The organism is Stenotrophomonas maltophilia group sp. msm1 (genome assembly GCF_032025805.1).
Taxonomy (GTDB): Bacteria; Pseudomonadota; Gammaproteobacteria; order Xanthomonadales; family Xanthomonadaceae; genus Stenotrophomonas; species Stenotrophomonas hibiscicola.
Genome location: NZ_JAVSKH010000001.1, coordinates 20,847 through 47,723, shown reverse-complemented (window position 1 = coordinate 47,723; position 26,877 = coordinate 20,847). Strand labels below are relative to the sequence as shown.

Below are 26,877 nucleotides of genomic sequence, written 5' to 3'. Positions count from 1 at the left end.
GAGCATGGCTCGACTCTGCAAAAGCATTTTCCGATTGTTTGCACGTCATCCACGCATGGCGTGGATCTACTGGCAGATCGCGGGAAAGTGCCGAAGGCCAGGTGGGGGCGGTTGCGGGGGTGTCTGCGGCATGGATGCCGCGGCCAAGCCCCCAGGATGAAGTGACCCCCGAGACTTGGACAGGGGTCAGGCGGCCGATTGGGCCTGTTGGGCCTGCTCCCGGTACTGTACCGGGCTCAGGCCCTTCAATTTCAATTTGATTCGCTCTTGGTTGTAGTACTGGATGTATTCCACCAGCCCCGCCTCCAGACTCTCGATGCTGTCAAAGCTGTTCAGGTAAAAGAACTCCGACTTCAGCGTCCCAAAGAAGCTCTCCATCGCTGCATTGTCCAGGCAGTTGCCACGCCGGGACATGCTTTGTTTCAAAGAGTGCTTCTCCAGTATGTGCCGGTAGTTTTCATGCTGGTACTGCCAGCCCTGGTCGGAGTGGATCATCGGTCGCTCATCCGGCGAAAGCTTCTTGATGGCCTCCTCCAGCATCTGACCTACCAGATCGAACACGGGCTGGCGCTTGATCTGATAAGCCACGATTTCGCCGTTGTAGAGGTCCATGATCGGCGACAGATACAGCTTCATGCCTTGTACCTTGAACTCGGTCACGTCGGTCACCCACTTCTGGTTGGGGCGCTCGGCGTGGAATTGGCGATTGAGGTCATTGCCAACCACAACATTGGCGGCCCCCTTGAAGGACCGGTAGCGCTTCACCCGTACCCGTGATTTCAGGCCCATCTCCCCCATCAGGCGCTGTACCCGCTTGTGATTGGTCCGATGACCCTGATTGGCCAATTCCAGCGTCACCGTGCGATAGCCATAGCGCCCTTGGCTTTGATCGTAGATTGCACGGATGCGCTCGCACAGGGCTGCCTCGTCCTGATCCGGATGGGCCAGGACATGGTTCTGGTAATAGAACGTACTGCGTGACAGCTCCGCCGCTTCGAGCAGAAGCGACAGCGTATGAACCTGCCTCAATCCTTGGATGGCTTGCGCTTTGCGTCTTGCGCCGCCTGCTCTTCCCGGATCAAGGCATCGAGTTTTTTTAGGTAGTCGGTCTCCGCACGCAGATAGGCGACTTCCTTGAGCAGCTCATCGCGGCTCATTTCCTCAGGTGGCTTGGACGAACGGGTCTTTTTCATCGGCTTTCGGGGCAGCGGCGGAGGCGGTGCCAACGCTTGGGCACCGCCTTGAGCATACAGGCGCCGCCATCGCCCCACCGCGCCGGCATCACCGATCTGGAAGTAGGTGGTGGCCTCCCGCCCGGACATGCCGTCCTGGCTCATTTTTTCCAGGACAGCCAACTTGAACGGGAGGTCATAGAACCGGGCCTGGCGATGAAATCCGCGCCAACCATGCAGCCGATAGGTCGCCACCCAGCGCCTGACCGTGGAGGCCTCCAGGCTGTGGCGACGAGCAACGGCTTTGACTGATGTGGAGGTCTTGCAGGCCTCTTTGGCGACCTGCAGTTTGAAACGAGCGTCGTATCTGTTCATGTATCCCTCGGGGTTGGATCTGGCGTCCAACTCCCGGGGGTCACTTCAGGGAAGGGTTTACGGCGTCCCCCGCAACCCGACCCACCCCGCCATCCCACGGATAGCCGGCTTTTGCTGTTGAGGTTGCCGGCCAGCGGCCGGCACTACCGCTTCTGCGGGTGCAGGGCGCAGCCCTGCCGATCACCCCAACGCGATTCGCCGCCCTTCGCGCGCACTGTCCATGCCGGCCTGCAGCAGCCGCATCAACTGCAATGCCTGCACCGGGCTGACCGTGGCTTCTCCGTCGCCGTGCATCGCCGCGGCGAACTGCGCATACAGCCGCCGGTAGTCGCCAGGCAGGTTGTCCACCGTCGTGCGCTGCACGTTGTCTTCGGCATCGCAGCGCACCAGCTCACCATGCCGCGGATCGATACCCCAGCCTGGCGCACCGGGTGCTACACCGCGGCGCAGCTGCGCCTCCTGCACGTCCAGGCCGTGCTTGATCCAGCTTGCCTTGCTGCCATGCACGCTGAAGTGCGGGGTCTGTGCCGCGACCAATGAACCGGAATGGAGGATCGCGCGATGCCGCGGGTAGTGCAGCACGGCGTGGAAGTAATCGATGCCGCTGCCGCTTTGGCGCAGCACGGCAAGATCCGCATCGATCGCCTCGGGCCAGCCGAACAGCACCAGCATCTGGTCCAGCAGATGCGGACCCAGGTCGTACCACAGGCCACTACCGGGCCCGTCCTGCTCGCGCCAGCGATCGCGCACCTGCGGCCGGTAACGGTCGAAATGCGCATGGCACTCGGCCACGTCGCCCAGTGCGCCTTCGGCCAGCAGCGCCTGCAGGGTGAGGAAATCCGCATCGAAGCGCCGGTTCTGGAACACGGTGGCGATGCGGCCGGCGCTGCGTGCCGCAGCCAGTACCGCTTCGGCTTCAGCGACATCCAGCGCAAACGGCTTGTCGACCAGCACGTGCTTGCCCGCGGCCAGCGCCGCGATTGCAAGCGGCCCGTGCTGCGCGTTCGGTGTGGCAATCACCACCGCGTCCACGGCCGGATCGTCGAACACGTCCTGCGGCATCGCACGCACGTGCACGTCGCTGAACGCACGCAGCAATGTGTCGCGCTGCGAACTGACGATGCTGTGCAGCGCCAACCCGGGTGTGTGCTGGATCAGCGGCGCATGGAAGACGCGGCCGGCGAGGCCGTAGCCGATCAGGGCCAGTTGCAGGTCGGGGCGCATGGCAGAGCTCCGGCTGTGGGAAGGGCAGGGTATACGACGGGTGGTGGCAGGCCAAACTGAACCGTTGCCCCAGGAAACAGTCCGATTCACGGCGGCATGACCGCAGCGCCACGCCTGCTCTACGGCGGCTTGTCCAGACTGGCAGCACATCCCGAAGGAGTACGACACGATGAGCAATACCTCCCGCACACTGATTGCTTCTGCCTTGACGCTGGGCCTGGCGCTGTCCTCCTCGGCTGCATTTGCCAAGGATCCCGCTGCCAAGAGCCCGCCGACCAGCAGCCATCCGGCCACGCATGCTGATCGCCATGACTCCAATGAGCCTGTGACCGATACCTGGATCACCACCAAGGTGAAGGCCGACCTGCTGGCCAGCAGCAACGTTCCGGGCACGGAGATCAAGGTGGAAACCGTGAACGGCGTTGTCAGCCTGAGCGGCGCGGTGGCCTCCCAGGCCGAGAAGGACAAGGCGGTTGCCACTGCCAAGGGCATCAAGGGCGTGACCCGCGTCGATGCCGCTGCACTGAAGGTCAGCACTGCTGCCAAGCGCTGACCTGGCGGAGTGGGCGCCCCGGTATGGGGCGCCCACTCCCGCGTGACGCCGAGCCGTGCTCGGCTGCCGTTGGGTTCCAGCCGACCGTGGGCTCGGCCGTACAGCGCCGAAGTACCAGCCGTTCAGCCAGCGGCGCTGGAAACTCCAGAGTTTTGACCCGCCTGCGCTATATTGCCGGTTCCGCCGCACTGGGGCCGGGTACGGCCCATGCTTTGCGGCCGTGTTGATGAGGAACTATGGCGCTGGTTTTCAGTGATGACATCTGGGACCGCTGGCGGATGCCCGCCCTGGCGCTGGCCGCCGCAGCGATCATCGTGGTGCCGTGGTTGACACTGCGCCACCTGCAGCAGGACAGCGAAGATGCGATGGCCTGGGTCAATCATACCCAGGCTGTCGGCGTGGCCTTGCAGCAGCTGCAGGCCGATGTACGCGATGTCGAATCGGCCGCGCTGACCCTGTCCAAGGGCGTGGACGCGCCTGGCCTGCGCGAGCGCATGGCCAAAGCCAATGAACTTCCCGGTCGCCTGGCTGAACTGGGCCGGATGACCCGCGACAATCCTGAGCAGCTGATCCGCATCGGCCGCATCGAGTCGATGCTGGAAGGGCGCATGGCGCTTGCCCGCGAACTGGCAAAGTCAGAGCCCAACAGTGACCAGCGCGAGCTGGTGCAGGACCTGAGCACGCGTTATCCGATCCGCGGGCTGGTGGAGGAACTGCAGGCCAGCGAGCAGAAGCTGCTGGCACAGCGCGCCGAGCAGGCCGCCCGCCAGCGCAAGCAGACCGAGTTGGTGTCGTGGAGTTCGCTGGTAGTCCAGCTGGCGTTGCTCGGCCTAGTGCTGTGGCTGCTGCAGCGGCAGATCGGCCGCCGCCTGCACGCCGAGCGGCAGTCATTGCGTTCGGCCGCGCGTGCAGCGTCGGTGCTGCAGACGGTGCGCGAGCCGATCGTGCTGCTCGACCGCGATCTGCGCGTGCAGCTGCACAATCCTGCTTTCGCCGAGCTGTATGGTCTGCAGGATGAGCGCGCCGAGGGCCTGGTGCTGGATAACGTCGGCAACGGTGCGTGGCAAGACCCGGTGATGCGCCAGCGACTGTCCGATGTGCTGCTGCGCGGCCGGGAACTCTGGGACTTCGAGCATGAACAGCGCACCGCCGATGGCTTGGTGCGCTACATGCTGCTCAACGCGCGGCGCATGCCGCTGCCGGACACCGATGACGAAGTGGTGTTGCTCACGGTCAGCGACGTCACCGTGCAGCGTGCGGTGCAGCTGCGTGTGGAGGAACTGAACCGCCAGCTGGAAGGCAAGGTTGCACAGGTGTCCGAGGTCAACAGGGAACTGGAAGCCTTCAGTTACTCGGTCTCGCACGATCTGCGGGCGCCGCTGCGCCACGTGGCTGGATTCTCCGACAAGCTGTCGCGCCATCTCGGCGATGCGGCCGATGACAAGAGCCGCCATTACCTGGAAGTGATCTCCAGTTCGGCGCGGCGCATGGCTGCGCTGATCGACGACCTGCTGGTCTATTCGCGGCTGGGCCGGGCGGCAATGCGGCACCAGGCGGTGGACATGCAGTCGCTGGTGGCCGATACCCGCGCCATGCTCGATTCCAATCTGCAGGCCGAGGCTGAGGCCAGCGGCCACGTGCACCAGGTGGAGTGGAACATCGCGCCGCTGCCGATCGTGGTGGGTGACGAGAACATGATCCGCCAGGTCTGGCTGAACCTGCTTGGCAACGCGGTGAAGTACTCGGGCAACCGCGAACCGGCGAAGATCCGCGTGGATTACCAGCCCCAGCCCGACGGCGGCCATCAGTTCACGGTCAGCGACAATGGTGCAGGCTTTGACATGGCCTATGCCGGAAAGCTGTTCGGTGTGTTCCAGCGCCTGCACAAGGCCAGCGACTACCCCGGAACCGGTATCGGCCTGGCCAGCGTCCGTCGCGTGCTCACCCGCCATGGCGGCCGTATCTGGGCCGAGGCCGAACCGGACGTCGGCGCCACCTTCCACTTCTACCTGCCCCCCGCGACCGACGCGGACAAACAAGGTCCCTCTGCATGACGACTCTGCGCACCATTCTTCTCGCCGAAGACAGCCCCGCCGATGCCGAAATGGCGATCGACGCCCTGGAAGAGGCGCGTCTGGCCAATCCCATCGTGCACGTCGAGGATGGCGTGGAAGTGATGGACTACCTGCTGCGCCGCGGCGCCTTCGCCAACCGCGAGGAAGGCCTGCCGGCGGTGCTGCTGCTGGACATCAAGATGCCGCGCATGGACGGCCTGGAAGTGCTGCGGCAGATCCGCGAGCACGAAGAACTCAAGCGCCTGCCGGTGGTGATCCTGTCGTCCTCGCGCGAGGAAAGTGATTTGGCCCGCAGCTGGGACATGGGGGTCAATGCCTACGTGGTCAAGCCGGTGGACGTGGACCAGTTCTTCGGTGCGGTGCAGACCCTGGGCAAGTTCTGGGCGTTGATCAACCAGGCACCGGAACTCGAGTGAGCCCATGCCCCTGACCGGTCCTGCCCTGGGGGCGCTGCGCATCCTGCTGGTGGAGGACTCACCGGAAGATGCCGAGCTGATGTCCGAACAGATGCTCGATGCGGGCCTGGACGCTCGTTTCGAGCGCGTCGAGAGCGAGGCGGAGCTGCGCCAGGCACTGGCCGCGTTCCAGCCGGACATCGTGCTGTCCGACCTGAGCATGCCGGGGTTTTCCGGTGATGATGCGCTGCGCATCGTGCGCGAGACGGCGCCGGAAGTCCCTTTCATCTTCGTCTCCGGCACCATGGGTGAGGAGAACGCGGTGGCGGCGCTGCAGAAAGGCGCCAACGATTACATCATCAAGCACCAGCCGGCGCGCCTGCCGTCGGCGGTGGCGCGTGCGATCCGCGATGCCCGCAGCGCCGTAGAGCGCGCACGGGTGGAGACCGAACTGATGCGCGCGCAGCGCCTGGAAAGCCTGTCGCTGCTCGCCGCCGGCCTCAGCCATGACCTGCGCAACATCCTGCAGCCGCTGCTGATCATGCCGGACCTGTTGAAGGCCCGTACCGACGATCCGCAGTTGCACCACCTGGCCGACGTCATCGCCGAGTGTGGCCGCCGCGGCCACGAGATGGCCGAATCGATGCTGTCGTTCGTGCGCGGTTCGCGCAAGCCGAGCGAGCGTATCGAGATCAAGGGCCTGTTCGATGCGGTGGCCCTGCTGTTGCGCAGCAACGTGCCCGATGCCGTGCGCCTGGAACTGCAGGTGCAGGACGAAGGCCTGGTAGTGGATGCGAACTACACCGAACTGCAGCAGGTCATGCTGAACCTGGCACTCAATGCGATCCAGGCGATGCCCAACGGCGGCCGACTGAGCCTGACCGCCAGCCATGCCGGCCAGCGCGATGGCGTGGACTGGATGCGTATCTGCGTTGCCGATGAAGGCATTGGCATGGATGCGGACACGCTGTCGCACCTGTTCAATCCATTCTTCACCACCAAGGCAGATGGCACTGGCCTGGGCCTGATCTCCTGCAAGCGCATTGTTGAGGGCGCTGGTGGCAGCATCCATGTCAGCAGCCAGCCGGGACAGGGCACCTGCTTCGAACTGCGCCTGCCGATGCACGAGATCATCGACGGCAGCGAGCCGATCGAACAGCTGGTGGCCTTGGGCAGCGGCCAGTCGATCCTGGTGGTCGATGGGGAAGCCACGCGCCTGTCGCTGCTCGGCAACGCGCTGTCCAGCCAGGGCTACCAGCTGCAGTTGGCCTCCGATGGCCCGGCGGCGCTGCGCTGGATGCAGCAGGAGGCAATGCCGGCGCTGGTGATTGCCGATGCCGGCTCCAAGCTGCTGCCGGCCAGCCAGCTGCTGGGCGAGATGGCTGCGCTCGGTTACCGCGGCCCGGCGCTGGTGCTGGAAGACCCTGCGGTGCCGGTCTCGGCCGACGCCTTCCCGGCCGGAGTGGAGGTGCATGTACTGCACAAGCCGCTGCAGATGCAGCAGGTATTCCGCGCCGTGGCAGAAGCGCTGGGCTGATGCCCCGGTAGCGCCGGCCGCTGGCCGGCGTCCCTGTGTGCTGGTATCAACGCGGTCGCCGGCCAGCGGCCGGCACTACCGTTCGTCGGTTTCCCAGGGGAACCGCGGCAGGGCGTCCACCGCCTGTTCCAGGCGCCGTGACCAGTTCTGGTGGATATCGGCATACAGCGCTGAATCCGCGCCCAGCCGCAGTTGCCGACCGATACGCAGTTCACCGTCGCGCAGCAGCGCCAGGTCGATCGGCAGGCCCACCGACAGGTTGGACCGGATGGTGGAGTCCAGCGAGACGATGGCCGTGCGCGCGGCGTCCTCCAGCCGCGTGGCCGGGCTGAGGATGCGATCCAGGATCGGCTTGCCGTACTTGGATTCACCGATCTGCAGGTAGGGCGTCTCCGGCGAGGCGGCAATGGCGTTGCCGAGCGGGTAGATCATGTACAGCCCGGGCCGCTCGCCGGCGATCTGGCCGCCGAAGATCAGCGTGGCCTGGGTGTTGACCCCGTCATGGCCGTGTTCGCTATGGCTGCTGTGCACCTGGCTGTCCACCAGCAGCTGACCCACATACGCGGCGGCTTCGAACAGGTGGGTCATGTCGCGCAGGTTGGGCACGCGCCGCTCTGCGGCGTCGCGGCCCAGGCGCGACACCAGCAGCTGGGTGGTGGCCAGGTTGCCAGCCGCCATCAGCACGTAGGCTGCCTGGCCGGGATATTCGAACACGTGCAGCTTGCGATGCACGCGCACATCGTCCAGCGAGGCATTGGTCCGGGTGTCGGCAGCGAAGACCAGGCCCTCGTCCACCTCGATTCCAACGCAATAGGTCATGTCGGTGCCCTATCATGTGCGTCCCGGATTGTAGGCAGGCCGCCGTGACGACGGCATGTCCACGCCCCCATCGCTGCCACCTGAACCGCATGACCACCGTGCTCCTGAGCCTGGGCAGCAACGTCCAGCCCCGCCGCTACCTCCACGCCGCGGTGACGGCCCTGCGCGAGCGCTTCGGCGCGCTGCAGGTCTCGCCGGCCTACCGTACTGCCGCGGTCGGCTTCGATGGCCCGGCCTTCCTCAACAATGCGGTGGCGATCGAGACCGATCTGCCGCTGCAGGAACTGGACGACTGGCTGCATGCGCTGGAAGACGCGCACGGCCGCGATCGCAGCGGGCCGCGCTTCTCCGACCGGACCCTGGACATCGACGTGGTGTTCTACGGCGACCTGGTGGTGGAAGGCCCCGGCCACCTGCGCATTCCGCGCCCGGAACTGAAGCATGCCTTCGTGCTGAAGCCGCTGGCGGACATCGCGCCGGGCTTCATCGACCCGGTCAGCGGGCAGGACCTGGCCACGCTGTGGCGGGCGCACGCGCAGTTTGGCGAGGCGTTCGAGGTGGTGGACCTGGAATGATGGGGTTGCCGGCCAGCGGCCGGCACTACCTGTAGTGCCGCTGGCCGGCAACCTCTCAGCTGACGGTGCGCCCACCATCCACGCGCAGGGTGTGGCCGGTGACGAAGCTGGCTTCGGCCACCAGCCAGTAGACCGCTTCGGCGATCTCCTCGACCGTGCCGATCCGCGCCAGCGGCGTGCGCGCCAGCAGCGCCTCGCGGGCGAAATCGTCCTTGCCCTGTTCCGGCCAGAGGATCGCACCCGGCGCCACCGCGTTGACCCGCACCTTCGGCGCCAGCTCCAGTGCCAGTGCGCGGGTGGCCATCTCCAGCGCGGCCTTGGCCATGGTGTAGGCGATGTGGTCGCGCATCGGATCGGTGCCGTGCAGGTCGGTCAGGTTGACGATGCAGCCCTGCTGGCGGCGCAGGTAGGGCGCCGCCGCTTGTGACAGCAGCAGCGGCGCACGTGCATTGACTGCATACAGTGCGTCCATCGCCTCGGCGGTGACCTGGCCGAGCGGGGTGGGGAAGAAGTTGGAGGCGTTGTTGACCAGCGCGTCCAGGCGGCCGAAGTGGGTAACGGCCTGTTCCACCAGGTCGGGCAGGGCGTCGGCGTCACGCAGGTCGGCCTGCAGGGCCAGCACGCTGCCCGGCCGCACATTGTCGAAATCGAACGCGGCCTGCTGCAGTTCGGCGCTGGAGGTGTTGGCATGCAGTACCACCGACCAGCCACAGGCGTGGAACTGGCGGGCGATGGCCGCGCCGATCCGGCGCGCGCTGCCGGTGATCAGGACCACGGGGTGGGTATCGCTCATCGAGGGTCCTCCAAGGCTCAGCTATCCTGTGCACATTGTCACCGCATTCGAACACGCCATGCAGCCCACCTTCCCCCTGCCCGAAGCCGATGCCCTGGCCCACAGCGACCAGCTAGCGGCCGCCCTGCGCGCCGAGATCCTTGCCCAGGGCGGGGCCATGCCCTTCTCGCGCTTCATGGAGCTGTGCCTGTACACCCCGGGCTGGGGCTATTACAGCGCCGGCGCCAGCAAGTTCGGTGGCAGCGGTGACTTCACCACCGCGCCGGAGCTCGGCAGCCTGTTTGCCGGCAGCGTGGCCAATGCGCTTGCACCGGTGTTCGCCCAGCTCGGCGCGCAGGCGCGGATGCTGGAGCTGGGCGGCGGCACCGGCGCCTTCGCCGAGGCAGTGCTGCTGCGCCTGGCCGAGCTGGATGCGCTGCCGTCGCGCTACGCCATCCTCGAACCCAGTGCCGATCTGCGCGAGCGCCAGCAGCAGCGTCTGCAGCAGAACCTGCCGGCCGAGCTGGCCGCGCGCGTGGACTGGGTCGACCGCCCGTTCGACGAGGACTGGGAAGGCGTGGTGTTCGCCAACGAGGTGATCGACGCGCTGCCGACCCCGCGCTTCCTGATCCGCGATGGCGAGGTCTATGAGGAAACCGTCGAGCTGGATGCCGAAGGCAACTTCATCCGTGGTGCGCAGCCGGCCGATATCCTGCTCAACGGTGCGGTGCGCCATATCGAGCGCTACCTGGAAAAGCCTTTCGCCGAGGGCTACCGTTCCGAAGTGTTGCCGCAGCTGCCGTACTGGCTGCAGGCGGTGGCTGGTGGCATGCAGCGTGGTGCGATGCTGTTCGTCGACTACGGCTACAGTCGCAGCGAGTTCTACCAGCACGACCGCGACGAGGGCACCGTGCGTGCGTTCTACCGCCATCACGTGCACAACGACGTGCACCGCTGGCCGGGCCTGCAGGACATCACCGCGTCGGTGGATTTCACCGCGATGGCCGAGGCCGGCATGCACGGCGGTTTCGAGCTGGCCGGCTACTGCAGCCAGGCCAGCTTCCTGCTCGGTAATGGCCTGGACCAGGTGCTGCTGCTGGCCGAGGAACGCACCGACGAGGTCGGCCGCATCCAGTTGCGCGACCAGGTGAAGAAGCTGACCCTGCCGACCGAGATGGGCGAGCGCTTCCAGGCCATCGGCCTGCAGCGTGGCGTCGATTTCGAACCGGCCTTCGAACTGGGTGACCTGAGCTGGCGCCTGTGAGCGAGGTGTTGCCGGCGATCAAGCCGCTGCGGCGGCCGCGGTTGTGGGCCGGGCTGTGGGGTCTGGCCGTGCTGCTGGTGATTGTGGTCTGCCTGATCCCGCCACCGCCGATTCCGTTGCCGGAAAACAGCGACAAGGGCGAGCACTTCGTCGCCTACTTCATCCTGGCCGGCAGCGCCGTGCAGCTGTTCCGCCGCGGCAGGCCGCTGCTGTGGGTGGGCGTGGCCCTGGTGTTGATGGGCATCGGCATCGAGTTCGCCCAGGGCGCACTGACCAGCAACCGCATGGCCGACCCGATGGACGCCATCGCCAACACGGTGGGCGTGCTGGTCGGCATGGTCACGGCCCTGACCCCGCTGCGCGACCTGCTGCTGCGCTGGCGAGGGTGAGGTTCCTGTAGAGCCGAGCCCATGCTCGGCTGCCTTTCAACCGGAAAGCCGAGCATGGGCTCGGCTCTACAGTAGATCCACGCCATGCGTGGATCCGGCCGCAAAGCGCCAACCAAGGTTGGCACCTACCTGAGCGTGACCTCATCCAGCACCCACATCGCCGGGCGCGTGTCGCCGGTGAAGTTGATGCACAGATCGCCGTTGCCAGCGGTGCCCTTCGGCAGCGCCGCACGCAGCGTCACGAAGCCATCGGCATCGGGCGTGGCCGGCAGCGGTACTTCGGCCAGCACCTTGCCGCTGCAATCTCCGCGACGCACCTGCATCTCGCCATGCGCGCGCCTCGCTTTTTCGAAGCGACGCTTCGGCTCGTCGTGGGCCAGCTGGAAGTAATAGGGGATGCGCCCGGCACGGACTTCCACGCTGCCGACGCCGTCCAGCTGCGCCTGCGGCCAGCGCCAGCAGGGCTGGAAGATATCCACGTTGAACACCGCGCGGTTTCCTTCGCGCGGGCCATCGTCCTCCAGGCGCAGCACCAGCCCCTTCTTGCCCACGCAGCTGAGCAGCTCATCGCTGCGGCGGCTGAGCAGCGATTGTGCGCTGAACGCCGCGATCGTCGGCTTCGCCGCCAGCATCTGGCCCTGGTAGAACGCGGCGGCCTGCACGGTAGCGGGCAGCTGCGCGGTCAGCGGCTGCTGGTACAGCGGCGACTGCGCCGTCACCGGCTGGCCATCGGTGCTGTAGCGCACTTCATAGCCCAGCGGATTGGCCAGCGACACGGTCACCGTGTTGGCGGCGCGGTTGTTGGTGTAGTCCACGCCCACTTCGAACGGGGTCTGCGCGTAGGCAAGGCCCCAAGCGCGGTAGCGCTGCAGCTGCGCGGGCAGGCGCGCGAGGAAATCGCGGAAGTCGCGATGTTCCGTCGTGCTCCAGCCGGTCTCGGCCACTGCCGCCAGGCGCGGGAACAGGTTGTGCTGCAGGCGTGCGTAGGTGCGCGTGTGCTCGGTGAACATGTTGGCCTGCAGACCGAGAATGTGCTGGCGCTTGTCGGCCGCCAGCTCGGCCGGCACCGGCTCGTAGTTGTACAGCTTGCCGAGGTTGACCTGGGCCGGGCGGCCCGGCGGTTCGTTCGGCGAGGCCGTCTGCAGGTAATCCAGATAGAGGTAGCCCACCGGCGACATGACCACGTCATGACCAGCACTGGCCGCGGCCAGGCCACCTTCGGTGCCCTGCCACGACATCACCGTGGCCTGCGGTGGCAGGCCGCCTTCGAGGATTTCGTCCCACCCGATCAGGCGCCGGTCGTGCTTCTCCAGGAAGGTCTCCAGTCGCTTGATGATGTGGCTCTGCATGGCCATTTCATCCTTGATGCCCAGTGCACGCATGCGCTGCTGCACCTGCTTCGAGGCTTCCCACTGGTCCTTGACTGCCTCGTCGCCGCCCACGTGCACGTACTTCGCAGGGAACAGTTCGATCACTTCTTCCAGCACGTTCTCGAGGAAGGTGACGGTGCTGTCTTCCACGTTGAACAGGTTCGGGAACACGCCCCATTCGCTGATCGGCTTCAGCGGCGTATCGATGGTGCCCAGCTCCGGATACGCGGCAATCGCAGCCGTCGCGTGGCCCGGTACATCGATTTCCGGAATCACCTGGATATGCAGCTTGGCGGCATAGGCGATCACTTCGCGGATCTGCTCCTGCGTGTAGAAGCCGCAGTACGGATGCTCCTGGCCATTGGCCGGATCGACGCCGCCATCACCCGCCGGCAGGCGGCAGCTTCCCACCTCGGTCAGCTTGGGGTAGCGCTTGATCTCCATGCGCCAGCCCTGGTCATCGGTCAGGTGCCAGTGGAAGGTATTGAGCTTGTGCGCGGCCATCGCATCGAGCACGCGCTTGATCTCGTCCAGGCTCTGGAAATGCCGTGCCGAGTCGAGCATGAAACCGCGCCAGCTGAAGCGCGGCGCGTCCTGGATCTGCACTGCGGGAAGCACGCCGTTGCTTCCGCCCGTGGCCAGCTGGGCAAGCGTGGTTGCGCCGTAGAACAGGCCGGTTTCGTTGCCGGCCTGGATCACCACGCCCTGCGCGGTGCTTTCCAGCGTGTAGCTCTCGCCGCTGTCACGGAAGGTGGGCACGATCTGGAAGCGGATGCCGCCCGGGGCGGCTGCCGTCTTGCCCTTGGCCGGCGTAAGGCGCGGACCGCCACTGCGCGCCAGCAGGTCGGTGAACTGGGTGGCGACGCGCTGCGCGGCTTCGCCTTCGGCGTGCAGCGCGGTATCGGCGCGTACGGTGATGCCGCTGCCCTGGCCGCGCTGCACGGTGGCTGGCGCGGGAATCAGCATCAGGCTGCCGGTGCGTAGCTGCGGGCCGGGTGCTTCGGCGGCCGGCGTGGGATCGGCGGCCAGCGCCGGCAGTGCCGGCAGCAGGGCAATCAGGCTGCCCAGCAGCGCGCTGCGCATCCGGGCGCGGGAAGGCTTGACCATCGGAACGACTCCTTGGAACGGTGCGATGAACGCTATACATGAAAAACGCCGGGCCCGGAATGACCAGGCCCGGCGTGCGTGCACGACTCGGCGATGTTGCCGCCGCTGGATCAGTACTTGAAGCGGAAGTTGAGGTAGTACTGGCGACCGTTCTCATAGAACGCGCTCGGGATCGAGGCGCTCTGGTAGTACTTCAGGGTCGGGTTGTTGAGGTTCAGCGCATCGAAGCTCACGCTCATCCAGTCGGTCGCCTTGTAGCTGAGCGACAGCGACAGTGTGCCGAAATCATCCTGGTAGTACGGGCTCGCGCCCTTCAGACCGATCAGGAACGAGGACCGGTAGGTGTAGCTGACGCGCGCACCGAAGGTATCATTCTCGAAGTAGGCACCCACGTTGTAGGTGTTCTTCGAGGTACCCAGCAGGTTGTTGCTGCCGTCTTCCCAGGTGTGGGAGGTGCTGCCGTCGGCGTAGGTGTAGTTGGCGTTCAGGCCGAAGTTCTCACCCAGCGGCTGTTCGTAGGCGAACTCCATGCCGTAGACCTTGCCGTCGGCGTTGACCGGCACGGCGACCTGGTAGGCCTCCAGCTGGTTGCTCAGCTCGCTGTACAGCATCTGGGTCTGGGTGCCGAAGGCCACGTAGTCCTTCAGGTTCATCGAGTACGCGCCCAGCGACACCAGGCCGCGCGGCATGAAGTACCACTCCAGGTTGGCGTCGAAGTTGGTCGACAGCACCGGCTTCAGCTTCGGATTGCCGCCACCGCCGACCTTGGTCAGGTCCGAACCCCAGGACGATGCGCCCAGTGCCGAGAAGTCCGGCAGGGTCTGGGTCTGCGACGCGGCGAAGCGGAACACCAGGTCATCGGCCAGATCGAACTTCAGGTTCGCGCTGGGCAGGATGCGGTCGTGCTTGTTTTCGAACGACAGCGCCTTCCATTTGCCGAACAGGCTGCTGACGTCGGCGTTGGCGATATCGCTGACCGCCTGGTAGGTGTCGATGTCCTGCTTGATGTTGACGTAGCGCAGGCCGACGTTGCCGCTCCAACGGTCGCCGCTGAAGTTGGCCTGGACATAGCCGGCGAAGTTCTTTTCGGCCACCTTCCACTCGGCGCCATAGTTGTGGCGACCGGTCGGGCCGTCATTGCCGGCCAGCCAGGTGGAGTTGTTGAGCACTGCGTCCTTCAGCGCACCGGGGGTGTAGTACCAGATGTTGCGCGGGAAATTGCCGCCGATGCCGCCGGCGAAGCCACCCGGGAAGCTGCCGGTGGGGGCGCCCTTCAGTGCGTCCCAGATCGCGCCCGGCGTTGCCCCTTCCGGCGACAGCGCCTCGCGCTTGTGGTCGGCATAGCGCACGCCGAAGTCGAGCGAGTTCAGCACGCCGCCATCGTTGAAGTACTGATTGAAGTCCGCCGTGAACCACTTTTCCTTGTCTTCGGCAGTGACTTCCTGGTTGCCCCAGGTGCCGAAGCTGGTCACGCCGTTCGGGCTGATGTCGCCGCCGACGTTCCAGTCCACCGGCGAACCGTTGCCGTGGGTGGTCCAGTTGGCGCCGCCGCCGTCAGCCACGGTCACTTCCGCGATGAACTGGCGCGGCGTGGTGCCGGTGCCCTTGGTGCTGCCGGCCTGGAACTTGGCGTTGAGGCTGTCGTTGATCTGCCAGTCGGCATCGAGGGTGATGTAGTTGCTCTTGGCGGTGGCCTCGCGGTAGATCATGTCGTACACCGCGTACGGCGTACCGGCGACGCCTGCGAAGTTGGCGTTGGTCAGCACGCCATCCTTGACCACATAGCCTGGCAGCGGGGCCTGGCCCGGGCGGGTGATCACGCCGGCGTCGTCCTTGTCGTCGCCCATGATCTTGCTACCCCACAACATGAAGTTGCGGTTGTAGTTGTTGGCTTCCATCTTGGAACTGAAGCCTTCCAGGCCCAGCGTCAGATTGTCGGCCGGCTTGAACTGCAGTGAGATCAGGCCACCCTTGCGCTCGCGGGTCTGCTCGAACAGGGTCGAGCCGAGCAGGGCGGGCGCATAGACACCGGCCAGGTCCGGGTTGGACTTGGCTACGGTGCCGTTCGGGTCGATCTTGAAGAAGCCCGACGGGATTTCCTGCGCTTCACGACGCAGTTCACGCTTCTGGCTGAACCCCTGCACCATCACGCCGAAGGTGCCGTCGTCGTTCTTGTAGTTGAACAGGCCCGACAGCTGCGGGTCGGTCGACTTGGCCTGGTCCGAGCGCACCGCGCCGATCGAGGCTTCAGCGGTGATCTGCTTGGAAAATTCCAGCGGCTTGCGGGTGAGGATGTTGACGGTGCCGGTGGTGCCGCCGTCCTGCAGCTTGGCCTGCGAGGACTTGTTCACCCCCACCGAGCGCACCAGTTCCGACGGCAGCAGGGTGTAGCTGACGCTGCGGCCGACATTGCTACCTTGGCTGAGCACGAACCAGTCGGCCGAGCCGACGCTGTGGCCGTTGATCAGGGTCTGGGTCAGGCTCGGGCTGGTGCCGCGCAGGCTGACACGGTCGGCTTCGTCGAAACCGCCTTCATCGGCGCTGGACGAGCTGATGTTCACGCCCGGCAGGCGCTGCAGGGTGTCGGCCACGTTATGCGCGGGCAGCTTGCCCACGTCTTCGGCAGTGACCACTTCCACGCGCGCATTGGCTTCGCGCTTGGTGTCCAGCGACTTTTCCATCGAGCCACGGATGCCGGTAACGGTCACGGTGTCCAGATCGGTGGCGGTCGGGGCCGCCTGCTGCGCGTGCGCACTGAAGGCGATGCAGCTGACGATGGCGGCCGAAAGCAGGGTCTTGCGGGTGTTCATGATGTCTCTCCTCATCACTCGATTGGGTGCCGGCGGCGGTGTTCGGTTACGGTTGCGATGACATGCGCGGGGCGGCGGCGAAGTCCCGTGCGTTGGCGTGCCACGTACTGCGTGCTGCGATTGCGTTGAAGCCTGTTGCGGTGTCAGGCGGCCGATTGCTGCAGGTACCAGCTGGCAGCGCCGACCACGCCCAGCTGGCCGTGTTCGACGACCTTCACCGGAATGCGTGCCAGCGCTTCGCCCATCGGCCCCTTCTGCAGGTAGCGTTCGACGAAGGTGCTGGCGTGCAGGTATTCGCGGATCTGCGGCAGGATGCCGCCGGCCAGGTAGACGCCACCGTGGGCGCCGTAGAACAGCGCCATGTCGCCGATGGTGCTGCCGAGCAGGCCACAGAACACGTCCAGCGCCTGGCGCGCATGCGCATCGGTATCGGCCATGGCGGCGGCGGTGACTGCGTCGGGGCTTGCCAGGGTCGGCGCCTGCCCCTGCAGTGCACACACGGCTCGGTACAGGTTCATCAGGCCGGGGCCGGAGATCGCATGCTCGATCGACACGTGCGCGCGGTCGCGCTGCATGTGGCGGACGATGGCCATTTCCAGTTCGGTGCTGGCCGCCAGGGTCGGCTGGCCGGCCTCGGTGGGCAGAACAACCGGGCCGTGCGCGGTGGGGATCCACAGCGCGGCGCCCAGACCGGTACCGGGGCCGACCACCAGGGTCGGACCGCGTGCGGCGCTTTCCGGCCCGCACAGGTGCAGCACGCCACTGGCGTCCACCTGCGCGGCGGCGTAGGCCACTGCTTCGAAGTCGTTGACGATGTAGACCCGCTGCAGGCCGACGTCGGCTTCCACCTGGCGCGCCGACAGCGGCCACGGCAGGTTGGCGGTGATCACGGTGCCGTCCTCGCGGGCGTAGCCGGCGCTGGCGACCACGCAGTGCGTGGGCCGCGGGCCTTCGCCGAGGAAGTCGGACAGGATCGCGCTGAGGCCGGCATGGTCGGCATTGCGGTACTTGCGGTACTCCAACACCTGCACCGGGTGGGCGGCGTCACCGCTGGCCTGGACCCGGGCCACGCGCACATGGGTGCCACCGACGTCGGCGGCCAGGAACGAGGGCGCGACTCGGGACAGGACATGGGCCGGGGCGGGGTGGCTGGCGGTCACGCGGGCTCCTGCTGCAGGTGGGGCCGGCCCCGGGATCGGGGGCGGCGATTGGGGCGGAGTCTGTAACCCCGCTGACAACGATGTCAACGAGTTCGTGACACTTTCGTTGCTGCATCGCAACGAATGCGACATGCAGTAAACGTTTACATGGCGTGAGTGCGGGTTTCACGTTGGAACCGTTGCCGCACATGGGCCAAGGCCTCCGGCGCATTCAGCACGATGCGTTGCGATCAGGTTGCGCAGTGCAGCACGAGGTTCACAGGGCTGCGCGTGGAAGTTGACAAACCGCAGCTGTCCATCGAAAGAATGTGACAACGTTGTTCCCAGCCACTCTCCGACGCCGCGTTCTGCGGCCGTCGCCGCAGGAGCCCTCCTGATGTCCGCCGTCCCCGCTGCAAGCGCGCGCCCGAACGTGGCCACCTCCATCGCCATCGTCGGCGTGTTGTTCTTCCTGATCGGCTTCTTCACCTGGCTCAACGGCCCGTTGATCACCTTCGTCAAGCTCGCCTTCGAGCTCAGCGAGGTCGGCGCCTTCCTGGTGCTGATGGTGTTCTACCTGTCCTACTTCTTCCTGGCGCTGCCCTCGTCGTGGATCCTGCGCCGCACCGGCATGAAGAAGGGTCTGAGCCTGAGCCTGCTGGTGATGGCCGGCGGCGCGGCACTCTTCGGTGAATTCGCGACGCAGCGCTGGTACCCCGGCGCGCTGGGCGGGCTGTTCGTGATCGGCAGCGGGCTGGCCCTGCTGCAGACGGCGATCAATCCCTACATCTCCATCCTCGGCCCGATCGAGACCGCAGCGCGTCGCATCGCGCTGATGGGCATCTGCAACAAGATCGCCGGCATCCTGGCGCCGATCCTGATCGGCACGGTGGTGCTGCATGGCATTGGCGATCTGGACGTGCAGGTGCAGGCGGCCGATGCCGCGACCAAGGCCGTGCTGCTGAACCAGTTCGCCGCCAAGATCCACGCCCCGTACCTGGCCATGGCGGCGCTGCTGGTGGTGCTGGCGGTGGCGATCCTGTTCTCGCCGCTGCCGGAAATCAAATCGTCCGAAGCCAACGCCACGCCGGTGGCGGCCGGTGCGGTCGAGCGCCGCAGCATCTTCCAGTTCCCGCACCTGTGGCTGGGCGTGCTGTGCCTGTTCGTGTACGTGGGCGTGGAAGTGATGGCCGGTGATGCCATCGGCACCTACGGCCATGGCTTCAACCTGCCGCTGGACGAGACCAAGATGTTCACCGCCTTCACCCTGGGCGCGATGCTGGTCGGTTACGTGGTCGGCCTGCTGGTCATTCCGCGGGTGGTGTCGCAGTCGCGCTACCTGACCCTGTCGGCGGTGCTGGGCGTGGTGTTCTGCCTGGGCGCGTGGGCAACGCACGGCTATGTGTCGGTGGCCTTCGTGGCCCTGCTGGGCTTTGCCAACGCGATGATGTGGCCGGCCATCTTCCCGCTGGCCATCCGCGGCCTGGGGCGCTTCACCGAAACCGGTTCGGCCCTGCTGGTGATGGGTATTGCCGGTGGCGCGATCATTCCGCAGCTGTTCGCCCTGCTGAAGCAGCACATCGATTTCCAGCTCACCTTCGTGCTGCTGATGGTGCCCTGCTACCTGTACATCCTGTTCTATTCGGTGGTGGGCCACCGCGTGGGCCTGCCGCAGGACCGGGGCTGATCGGCGATGATGGACGGCAGCCAACCCCAGGAAAAACCGATGCGCAGAGCGACCATCAAGGACGTTGCCGAGAAGGCCAAGGTCTCGCTGAAGACGGTGTCGCGGGTGATCAACAACGAGCCCTCGGTGATGCAGGCCACCCGGGCGCGGGTGCTGCGTGCCATCGCCGAGCTGGACTACGAGCCCGATCCGTCCGCGCGCAACCTGCGCAGCGGCACCACCTTCGTGATCGGGCTGGTGTATGACAACCCCAACCCGTACCACATCATCGGCGTGCAGAACGGTGTGCTGGCGGCCTGCCGCGAGACCGGTTTCGGCCTCCAGATCCACCCCTGCGATTCCAGCTCGCCGCTATTGGCCGATGAGCTGGCCGACTGGGTGCAGCGTTCGCGGCTGGCCGGGCTGGTGCTGACCGCGCCGATGTCCGAGCGCCGCGACCTGATCCAGGCGCTGACTGCGCGCGGCATCAAGCTGGTGCGGATCATCGCCGCCACCGAAGACCCCGCCGACGGTGCCTGCGTGTTCGTCGACGACCGCGAGGCGGCCTACGAAATCACCGAGCACCTGATCCAGCTGGGCCACCAGCGCATCGGCTTCCTCTGGGGCGGCATCTCTCACCGCTCCTCGGGCGAACGCTATGCCGGTTACGAAGCCGCGCTGAAGGACTACGGCATGACCGTGGACAAGCATCTGGTGGTGCAGGGCGACTACACCTTCGACGATGGTTTCCGCGGCGCGCGCCGCCTGCTGGCGCTGCGCGAGCCGCCCACCGCCATCTTCGGTTCCAACGACGAAATCGCTGCCGGCGTGCTGGCCGCCGCCAAGTCGGCCGGCATGAACGTGCCCTACGACCTGTCCATTGCCGGCTTCGAGGACAGCCCGTTCTCGCGCCAGTCGTGGCCGCCGCTGACCACCGCCAAGCAGGCCACCGAAGACATCGCCCGCCACGCCGCGCGCCTGCTGATCGCGCAGCTGCGCAGCGATGCCTACGACGACGCGCCGGCGCCGCTGCACAACCAGGGCTTCGTGCCGCAGCTGGTAGTGCGTGGTTCGACCGCGCCGATGCGCCCCGCCGGCGCACGCCCCCTTCCTTCCGATCCTGCCTGAGCCTGCCATGTCGCTGTCAGACCCCACGTCCACCCTGATGTTCGCCGAGGCCGCTGAAGCGGCCGACGTGGTCGCGCGCCAGTTCTCGCGCAACCACGCCACCCTGGAAACCCTGGCCGCCAGCCTGCGTGCTGCACCGCCGCCGTTCGTGGTCACCTGTGCACGCGGCAGCTCCGACCACGCCGCCACCTATGGCAAGTATCTGCTGGAAACCCAGCTGGGCCTGGTGGTCGCGTCGGCCTCGCCATCGGTGGGGTCGGTCTACGCCGCACCATTGCAGCTGCGCGGCGCACTGTTCATCGTCATCTCGCAGTCGGGCAAGAGCCCGGACCTGCTGCGCAACGCCGAGGCCGCCAAGGCGGCCGGTGCGCGCGTGATCGCGCTGGTCAACGTCGAGGATTCACCGCTGGCGCAGCTGGCCGACACGGTCATTCCGCTGCACGCGGGTGCCGAAAAGAGCGTGGCGGCGACCAAGAGCTACCTGGCGTCGCTGGCCGCGCTGCTGCAGCTGGCCGCGTACTGGAAGCAGGACAGCAGCCTGCGTGCGGCGCTGGACCTGCTGCCCGACGCGCTGCGTGAGGCGTGGCAGTGCGACTGGAGCGCGGTGACCGAAGGCCTGGTCGAGGCCACCAACCTGTTCGTGCTCGGCCGTGGCCTGGGCCTGGGCGCGGCCCAGGAAGCGGCGCTGAAGTTCAAGGAAACCTGCAGCCTGCATGCCGAAGCCTACAGCTCGGCCGAGGTCAAGCACGGCCCGATGGCGCTGGTTGACCGTGGATTCCCCGTGCTGGCCTTCGCGCAGCCCGATGAAACCGGCGCCGGCACCCGCGCGGTGGTCGAGGAATTTTCTGCCCGGGGCGCGCAGGTGTGGCTGGCCGGGGCCGGCGGCAACCTGCCGGTGGCTGCAGCGCCGCATCCGTTGTGCGCACCGTTGTTGACCGTGCAGAGCTTCTATCGCGCGATCAACGCGCTGGCGCTGCGCCGTGGTTTCAACCCGGATCTGCCGCCGCATCTGAACAAGGTTACGGAGACGGTGTGATGGCCACGGTCCTGCGCAACGCCCGCATCCTGGCTGGCGAGGAGTTCCGCGACGATCTGGCGGTGGTGATCGAGGACGGTCGCATCAGCGCGCTGCTGCCTGACGCTGCACCGCAGCTGGGCCAGGCGGCCGAGCAGATCGATCTGGACGGCGGCTGGCTGCTGCCCGGCTTCATCGATGTGCAGGTCAATGGCGGCGGCGGCGCGCTGTTCAACAACACGCCCGATGTCGCCTCGCTGCGCACCATCGCGCGTGCGCACCGGCGCTTCGGCACCACCGCGATGCTGCCGACGCTGATCAGCGACGATGTGGACGTGATGCGCGAAGCAATCGCTGCGATGCGCGAAGCAATCGCTCAGGGCGTGCCCGGCGTGATCGGCATCCACCTGGAAGGCCCGTACATCGCGCCGGCGCGCAAGGGCACCCACGATGCCAGCAAGTTCCGCGTGCCGGATGAAGACGAGATCGCGCTGGCGGCATCGCTCGACAACGGCGTGACCCTGCTGACGCTGGCGCCGGAACGCGTGCCGCTGGAGACGATCCGCGCGCTGGTCGAGCGTGGCGTGATCGTTGCCGCTGGCCACACTGCAGGCACCTACGAGGAGATCCGCGCCGGCCTGGATGCTGGGGTGCGTGGCTTCACCCATCTGTACAACGCGATGTCGCCGCTGCAGGGCCGCGAGCCGGGCGCGGTGGGCGCTGCGCTGGAAGACCGCGACAGCTGGATCGGCATCATCGTCGATGGCGTGCATGTGCATCCGGCCAGCCTGCGGGTGGCGCTGGCGGCCAAGCCGCGCGGTCGCCTGCTGCTGGTGACCGATGCGATGCCGCCGGTCGGTGCCGACGATCCCAGCTACGTGCTGTACGGCGAAACCATCACCGCCATCGACGGCGTGGTGCGCAATGCCGCCGGTTCGCTGGCGGGCTCGGCGCTGGACATGGCCACGGCGGTGCGCAACACCGTGCAGCTGCTCGGCCAGCCGCTGGCCGAAGCCGCGCGCATGGCCTCGACCTACCCGGCGCAGTTCCTCAACGTCGATGATCGCCTGGGCCACATCGCCGAGGGCTACCAGGCCGACCTGGTGCTGCTGGATGACGCCCTGCAGGTACGTGGCACCTGGATTGCCGGACAGTACGAGGCCGCCTGATGAACAGTACGCCGCCACGCCGGCTGGGCTCGATCGATGCCCTGCGCGGCATCACCGTGGCGGCGATGCTGCTGGTCAACAATCCAGGCGACTGGAGTGCAGTGTTCGCGCCGCTGCGTCATTCGGAATGGCATGGCTGCACGCCCACCGATCTGGTGTTTCCGTTCTTCCTGTTCCTGGTGGGCGTGTCGATGGCCTTCAGCGTGGCACCGCGCGCGCTGGATGCCGCTGCGCGTCCTGCACTGGCGCGCGGTGTGCTGGAGCGTGCGCTGCGCATCCTGGTGGCCGGTGCGCTGCTGCATCTGCTGATCTGGTGGGCGCTGGATACACACCACTTCCGCATCTGGGGCGTGCTGCAACGCATCGCGGTGTGTGCGGCGTTGGTGGGCGTGCTGGCGGTCTACGCGCGGCCGCGCGTGCAGGTGGGCGCTCTGATCGCGCTGCTGGTGGGGTACACCGTGTTGCTGCTGGGCATCGGTGACCTGGCGCCATGGACCAACCCGGCCAGCCGCCTGGATACCGCGTTGTTCGCGCCGTGGATCTATCAATGGCACGCCGATGCCGGGCTGGGCCATGACCCGGAAGGATTGCTGAGCACGCTGGGCGCGCTGGCCAGTACCGTGCTCGGGCTGTTGGCCGGAGGCCTGCTGCGCAGCGGACGTGCCGCGGCGCTGGCTGGGCTGGGTGTGGCGACTGCGGTATTGGGCCTGCTGCTGGCGGTGGTGCTGCCGTTGAACAAACAGCTGTGGACGCCCAGCTACGTGCTGTGGACCGGCGGCCTTGCCGCGCTGGCGCTGTGGCTGGGCCACCTGTTGATCGACCAGAAGGGCTGGCCGGCGCTGGGCCGGCGCTTCGGCGTCAATGCGATCACGGCGTATCTGGGCGCATCGGTGATGTCGGTGGTGCTGATGGATACCGGGGTTTGGGAGTGGGTCTGGCAGCAGCTGGCCACCGCAATGCCGCAGGCGCTGGAGCTGGCGTCCATGCTGCAGGCGCTGGTGTTTGTCGCGCTGTGGTGGGGCGTGGCATGGTGGCTGGACCGGCGGAAGATCTATCTGAAGATCTGATGGCACCTCATCCACGCCATGCGTGGATGCTCTCCGCGCGGCCTGTGACCGCTGCAAAGATGAATAATTTCAGCCACGTGGAGGTGGCGTGATGGCCGATCAAGTTCGCAACTGAACTGTGATGGCCGCCACGCAATTTCACCTATCGAAACCGTTCACCACACGGCAGACTGCCTGCGCAGTACCGCATATCCGCAGTTCCTGATCCCTTGTCCAGGAGTGCTGTATGTCCCGTGCCGTTCCGCGCGCTTTCCGTCCGCGCCGCCTCACCGTTTCCGTGCTGCAGGCCCTGGCTGTCCCGTCCGTCATGCTGTTGAGTGCCAGCGTCGCCTGGGCCGGCTGTGGCAGCGCCGCCCCCGTCGCCGGCCAGACGGTCACCTGCGATGCCAATGCGCCGAACCCGCAGACTGTTCCCATCACGGCCAATGGCGCGGCCGGCATCACCATCAATATCGCCAACACGGCACAACTGCAGCAGAGCGGTGGCAGCAGCGCGATTTCGCTTGTTGGTGCCGGTGGGCACCTGTTGTCCAACCTGGGCACGATCAGTTCGGTGGGCGGTGTGGCGGTCCAGCTCGGTGGCGGCAGCCGTGTCGAAAATGCGGGCAGCATCAGCACCGGCAACAACACCGCCCTGCAGTTCGTCGGTGCGGGCGACAGCGTGCTGGTCAACCGCGGTACGATCAGCGGCCGCACGGGTGTGCAGTTCGGTGCGGGCAACGACCGCCTGGACATGCAGGCCGGCAGCATCAGCGGCGGCGTCCTGCAAGGGGATGGCAACGATGTGCTGCTGCTGGGCAATGGCACCATCGACAGCGTCGACCAGGGCAACGGCGATGACCAGATGACCGTCACCGGCGGCACCGTCACCGGCCTGGTAGCGCAGGGCAGTGGCCGCGATGATTTCGTCATGAGTGGCGGCACGGTCGGCGCGCTGCAGCAGGGCGACAACATCGATACCTTCCGCATGAGCGGTGGCCGCATCATCGGCGCGTTCGAGGATGGCGACCAGGCGTGGATGACCGGTGGCCGCATCGGCCGCGTCAACATGAAGCTGGACAAGAACCTGTGGGACCAGTCCGGCGGCACCGTGGATGGCAATGTGGTGACCGGTTTCGACACCGATACCATCATCATCTCGGGTACCGCCTACATCGGCGGCAACATAAGCGTCAGCGGCGGCAACGACAGCGTGACCATTACCGACGGCACCGTGCGCGGGCAGGTACTGCTCAGTACCGGCGATGACACCTTCAACTGGAATGGCGGCGGCATCGTCTACGGCGCGATCGACATGGGCCCGGACAACGACGTGGCCAACCTCAGCAACCTCAACCAGGGCAACCTCGGTGCGGTGCCGCTGTTCGACGGCGGCAGTGGCATCGACCAGCTCAACCTCAGCAACGTCAAGACCACGGGCGTGGGCCGCTTCCAGAACTGGGAGACGATCAGCCTGACCAACAGCACCGAGCTGAGCTTCGATGGCGACCTGGTGCTGGGCGACAGCGCAACCGGCACCGGCACGCTCACCGTGGATGACACCAGTGCCGTGTATGCGGGCAGTGGGGGGCATGCCATCCGCCCATTCAAAAGTGGTGCACTGGTCGAGATGGTCAATGCCGGGCGCATCGACCTGACCGGTACCGGCGCGGGCGACGTGTTCACCGTGCGTGGCAACTACCGCGGAGACGGTGGTGGCCTGTACCTGCGTACCGTGCTGGGCGCGGACAACTCCACCAGCGACCGTCTGGTGATCGACGGCGGTACTGCCACCGGGACCACCGGCATCGGCGTGCTCAATGCCGGCGGCAGCGGCGCCGCCACGCTGGCCGATGGCATCCTGGTGGTGCAGGCCTTGAATGGCGGCCGCACCGCGCCGGGCGCGTTCTCGCTGTTCGCACCGGTCGCCGCCGGTGCCTACGAGTACTTCCTGTTCAAGGGCGGTGTCAGCGCTGGCACCAGCGAGAACTGGTACCTGCGCTCGACGCTGGTGACCGGCCCGACGCCGGCACCCAATGGCGGCGGTACTGCCGTACCACCACCATTGACGCCGCCGGTGGCACCACCGCCGCCGATCACCCCGGCACCGCCGCCGCCGCCCGAAGGCGCCACCGATCCGGATCTGACCGCGGGCGAGACCGCGCCGCCACCGCCGCCACCGGAACCGGCGCCGGTGGCGCCGCCCAGCGATCCGGCCGTGCCGGACGTGCCGGTGGCCGGCGGTGCGCTGCCCGGAACCGGTGCCCCGCCGACGCCGGGTGCACGCCCCGCCGAGGGCGCAGTGGTGCCGCTGTACCGCGTGGAGACTGCCACCTATGCCGTGGTGCCGCCGCTGCTGCGCGAGACCTCGCTGGCCAGCCTGGGTACCTTCCACGAGCGCCAGGGCGAGCAGCGCCTGCTGTACAACCAGGGCGCATTCCGCACCGCCTGGGGCCGGTTGGTGGGGCAGAGCAGCGAGATCCACTGGAAGGGGGATGTGCAGCCCGGCTTCGATGGCGATGTGATGGGCCTGCAGGCCGGCCTCGACGTGTGGGCTGCGGCCTCCGACAACCACCGCAACCAGATCGGCGTGTTCGTCGGCCGCACCCGCGCGCAGGGCAAGACCACGGGTCTGGCACTGGGCTGGGAGAACGTGCAGGTGGGCCAGAACCGCCTGGACGACAAGCACGTGGGCCTGTACTGGACCTTCACCGGCAGCAGTGGCGGCTACATCGATGCTGTGGCGATGCAGAGCCGCTACGACGGCCGCGTGCGTTCCTCGCGTGGGCTCGGCTTCGGCATTAAGGGCGATGGCACCAGCGTGTCGGTGGAGGCGGGCAAGCCGCTGCTGCGGTTTGGGCAGTCGGCGTGGTGGTTGGAGCCACAGGTACAGGTGATCTGGCAGCGCACCTCGCTGGACGACCGCCGCGATGAGGTATCGAGCGTGCGCTTCGACAACGACAACGCCTGGACCGGCCGCATCGGCCTGCGTCTGGCCGGCGACTACCAGCTGGCCGACAACGGCTGGCAGCCGTATTTCAAGCTGAATTACTGGCATGGTCGTTCCGGCGAGGACCGCATCCGCTTCGACGACGACACGATCATCAATTCGCAGCGCTCACGCGCGCTCGAAGCCGGTGTCGGCGTGGTAGGGCGCTTCAACCGCACCATCAGCGCGTACGCGGTGGCCGACTACACGCGCGAGCTGGGCGGTGACCGCAATGAGAAGCGCCGCATCATCGAAGGCAACATCGGCCTGCGCGCGGACTGGTGACAA

20 protein-coding genes are annotated in these 26,877 nt (G+C 66.7%); 13 read left to right on the top strand and 7 right to left on the bottom strand.

From position 1 onward, the window contains the following. Positions 1–186 precede the first annotated feature (186 nt). Positions 187–1,547, bottom strand: a protein-coding gene (locus ROV95_RS00195; protein ID WP_312542110.1) for an IS3 family transposase whose coding sequence is annotated in 2 segments (ribosomal slippage) — positions 187–1,077 and positions 1,080–1,547 — 1,359 coding nt in all. Because the reading frame shifts where the segments join, the coding sequence is not laid out codon by codon here. A 180-nt stretch (positions 1,548–1,727) separates the two neighbouring features. Continuing rightward, the gene (locus tag ROV95_RS00190) at positions 1,728–2,771 is read right to left on the bottom strand and encodes an oxidoreductase (protein WP_312542108.1); all 1,044 of its coding nucleotides are present in this window, start codon (positions 2,769–2,771) and stop codon (positions 1,728–1,730) included. A 169-nt stretch (positions 2,772–2,940) separates the two neighbouring features. Between ROV95_RS00190 and ROV95_RS00185 the strand changes: the two genes are divergently transcribed. From ROV95_RS00185 to ROV95_RS00170, 4 genes are all read left to right on the top strand, one after another. Further along, positions 2,941–3,324: a BON domain-containing protein gene (locus ROV95_RS00185; protein WP_019660668.1), complete on the top strand. Its 384-nt coding sequence runs from the start codon at positions 2,941–2,943 to the stop codon at positions 3,322–3,324. A 236-nt stretch (positions 3,325–3,560) separates the two neighbouring features. After that, positions 3,561–5,378, top strand: a complete 1,818-nt coding sequence (locus ROV95_RS00180; protein ID WP_019660667.1) for an ATP-binding protein — start codon at positions 3,561–3,563, stop codon at positions 5,376–5,378. Then, on the top strand, positions 5,375–5,815 hold the full coding sequence (locus ROV95_RS00175) for a response regulator (protein WP_005411057.1): 441 nt from the start codon (positions 5,375–5,377) through the stop codon (positions 5,813–5,815). Before ROV95_RS00180 ends, ROV95_RS00175 begins: the two co-directional genes overlap by 4 nt. 4 nt (positions 5,816–5,819) lie before the next feature. Beyond that, positions 5,820–7,331: an ATP-binding protein gene (locus tag ROV95_RS00170; protein WP_019660666.1), complete on the top strand. Its 1,512-nt coding sequence runs from the start codon at positions 5,820–5,822 to the stop codon at positions 7,329–7,331. Positions 7,332–7,406: 75 nt separating this feature from the next. On the opposite strand, the gene ROV95_RS00165 is transcribed toward ROV95_RS00170, so the two are convergent. After that, positions 7,407–8,150 carry a 20S proteasome subunit A/B gene (locus tag ROV95_RS00165; protein WP_058981588.1) on the bottom strand — a complete coding sequence of 248 codons (744 nt, stop codon included), beginning with the start codon at positions 8,148–8,150 and terminating at the stop codon, positions 7,407–7,409. Positions 8,151–8,239: 89 nt separating this feature from the next. Between ROV95_RS00165 and folK the strand changes: the two genes are divergently transcribed. After that, a complete protein-coding gene (gene folK, locus ROV95_RS00160; RefSeq protein ID WP_012481279.1) occupies positions 8,240–8,725 on the top strand; it encodes a 2-amino-4-hydroxy-6-hydroxymethyldihydropteridine diphosphokinase in 486 nt (161 codons plus the stop codon). Between the two features lie 55 nt (positions 8,726–8,780). Here folK and ROV95_RS00155 read toward each other — a convergent pair whose 3' ends face one another. After that, positions 8,781–9,518 carry a pteridine reductase gene (locus ROV95_RS00155; RefSeq protein ID WP_019660663.1) on the bottom strand — a complete coding sequence of 246 codons (738 nt, stop codon included), beginning with the start codon at positions 9,516–9,518 and terminating at the stop codon, positions 8,781–8,783. Positions 9,519–9,576: 58 nt separating this feature from the next. Between ROV95_RS00155 and ROV95_RS00150 the strand changes: the two genes are divergently transcribed. Continuing rightward, positions 9,577–10,761, top strand: coding sequence for an SAM-dependent methyltransferase (locus tag ROV95_RS00150; RefSeq protein WP_058981625.1), 1,185 nt, complete (start codon positions 9,577–9,579; stop codon positions 10,759–10,761). Next, complete coding sequence (locus ROV95_RS00145; RefSeq protein WP_312542095.1) at positions 10,758–11,150, top strand: VanZ family protein; 393 nt, start codon at positions 10,758–10,760, stop codon at positions 11,148–11,150. Before ROV95_RS00150 ends, ROV95_RS00145 begins: the two co-directional genes overlap by 4 nt. A gap of 125 nt (positions 11,151–11,275) precedes the next feature. Here ROV95_RS00145 and ROV95_RS00140 read toward each other — a convergent pair whose 3' ends face one another. The 3 genes from ROV95_RS00140 to ROV95_RS00130 all read right to left on the bottom strand — a co-directional run bounded on the left by ROV95_RS00140 (position 11,276) and on the right by ROV95_RS00130 (position 17,597). Further along, positions 11,276–13,627, bottom strand: coding sequence for a family 20 glycosylhydrolase (locus tag ROV95_RS00140; RefSeq protein ID WP_312542092.1), 2,352 nt, complete (start codon positions 13,625–13,627; stop codon positions 11,276–11,278). A gap of 110 nt (positions 13,628–13,737) precedes the next feature. Further along, entirely contained in the window at positions 13,738–16,437 is a 2,700-nt protein-coding gene (locus ROV95_RS00135; RefSeq protein ID WP_312542090.1) for a TonB-dependent receptor, read from the bottom strand. A 143-nt stretch (positions 16,438–16,580) separates the two neighbouring features. Beyond that, entirely contained in the window at positions 16,581–17,597 is a 1,017-nt protein-coding gene (locus ROV95_RS00130) for a glucokinase family protein (RefSeq protein WP_111098690.1), read from the bottom strand. Positions 17,598–17,973: 376 nt separating this feature from the next. On the opposite strand from ROV95_RS00130, the gene ROV95_RS00125 reads away from it, so the two are divergent. The 6 genes from ROV95_RS00125 (at position 17,974) to ROV95_RS00100 (ending at position 26,874) form a co-directional block, all read left to right on the top strand. Then, the gene (locus ROV95_RS00125) at positions 17,974–19,263 is read left to right on the top strand and encodes a sugar MFS transporter (RefSeq protein ID WP_108762900.1); all 1,290 of its coding nucleotides are present in this window, start codon (positions 17,974–17,976) and stop codon (positions 19,261–19,263) included. A gap of 39 nt (positions 19,264–19,302) precedes the next feature. Next, entirely contained in the window at positions 19,303–20,370 is a 1,068-nt protein-coding gene (locus ROV95_RS00120; protein WP_006391719.1) for a LacI family DNA-binding transcriptional regulator, read from the top strand. Between the two features lie 7 nt (positions 20,371–20,377). Continuing rightward, entirely contained in the window at positions 20,378–21,406 is a 1,029-nt protein-coding gene (locus ROV95_RS00115; protein WP_155030131.1) for an SIS domain-containing protein, read from the top strand. Then, a complete protein-coding gene (gene nagA, locus ROV95_RS00110) occupies positions 21,406–22,554 on the top strand; it encodes an N-acetylglucosamine-6-phosphate deacetylase (RefSeq protein WP_312542078.1) in 1,149 nt (382 codons plus the stop codon). Before ROV95_RS00115 ends, nagA begins: the two co-directional genes overlap by 1 nt. Then, the gene (locus tag ROV95_RS00105; protein WP_312542076.1) at positions 22,554–23,621 is read left to right on the top strand and encodes a heparan-alpha-glucosaminide N-acetyltransferase domain-containing protein; all 1,068 of its coding nucleotides are present in this window, start codon (positions 22,554–22,556) and stop codon (positions 23,619–23,621) included. Before nagA ends, ROV95_RS00105 begins: the two co-directional genes overlap by 1 nt. Before the next feature lie 226 nt (positions 23,622–23,847). Next, positions 23,848–26,874 carry an autotransporter outer membrane beta-barrel domain-containing protein gene (locus tag ROV95_RS00100; RefSeq protein WP_312542074.1) on the top strand — a complete coding sequence of 1,009 codons (3,027 nt, stop codon included), beginning with the start codon at positions 23,848–23,850 and terminating at the stop codon, positions 26,872–26,874. Positions 26,875–26,877 lie beyond the last annotated feature (3 nt).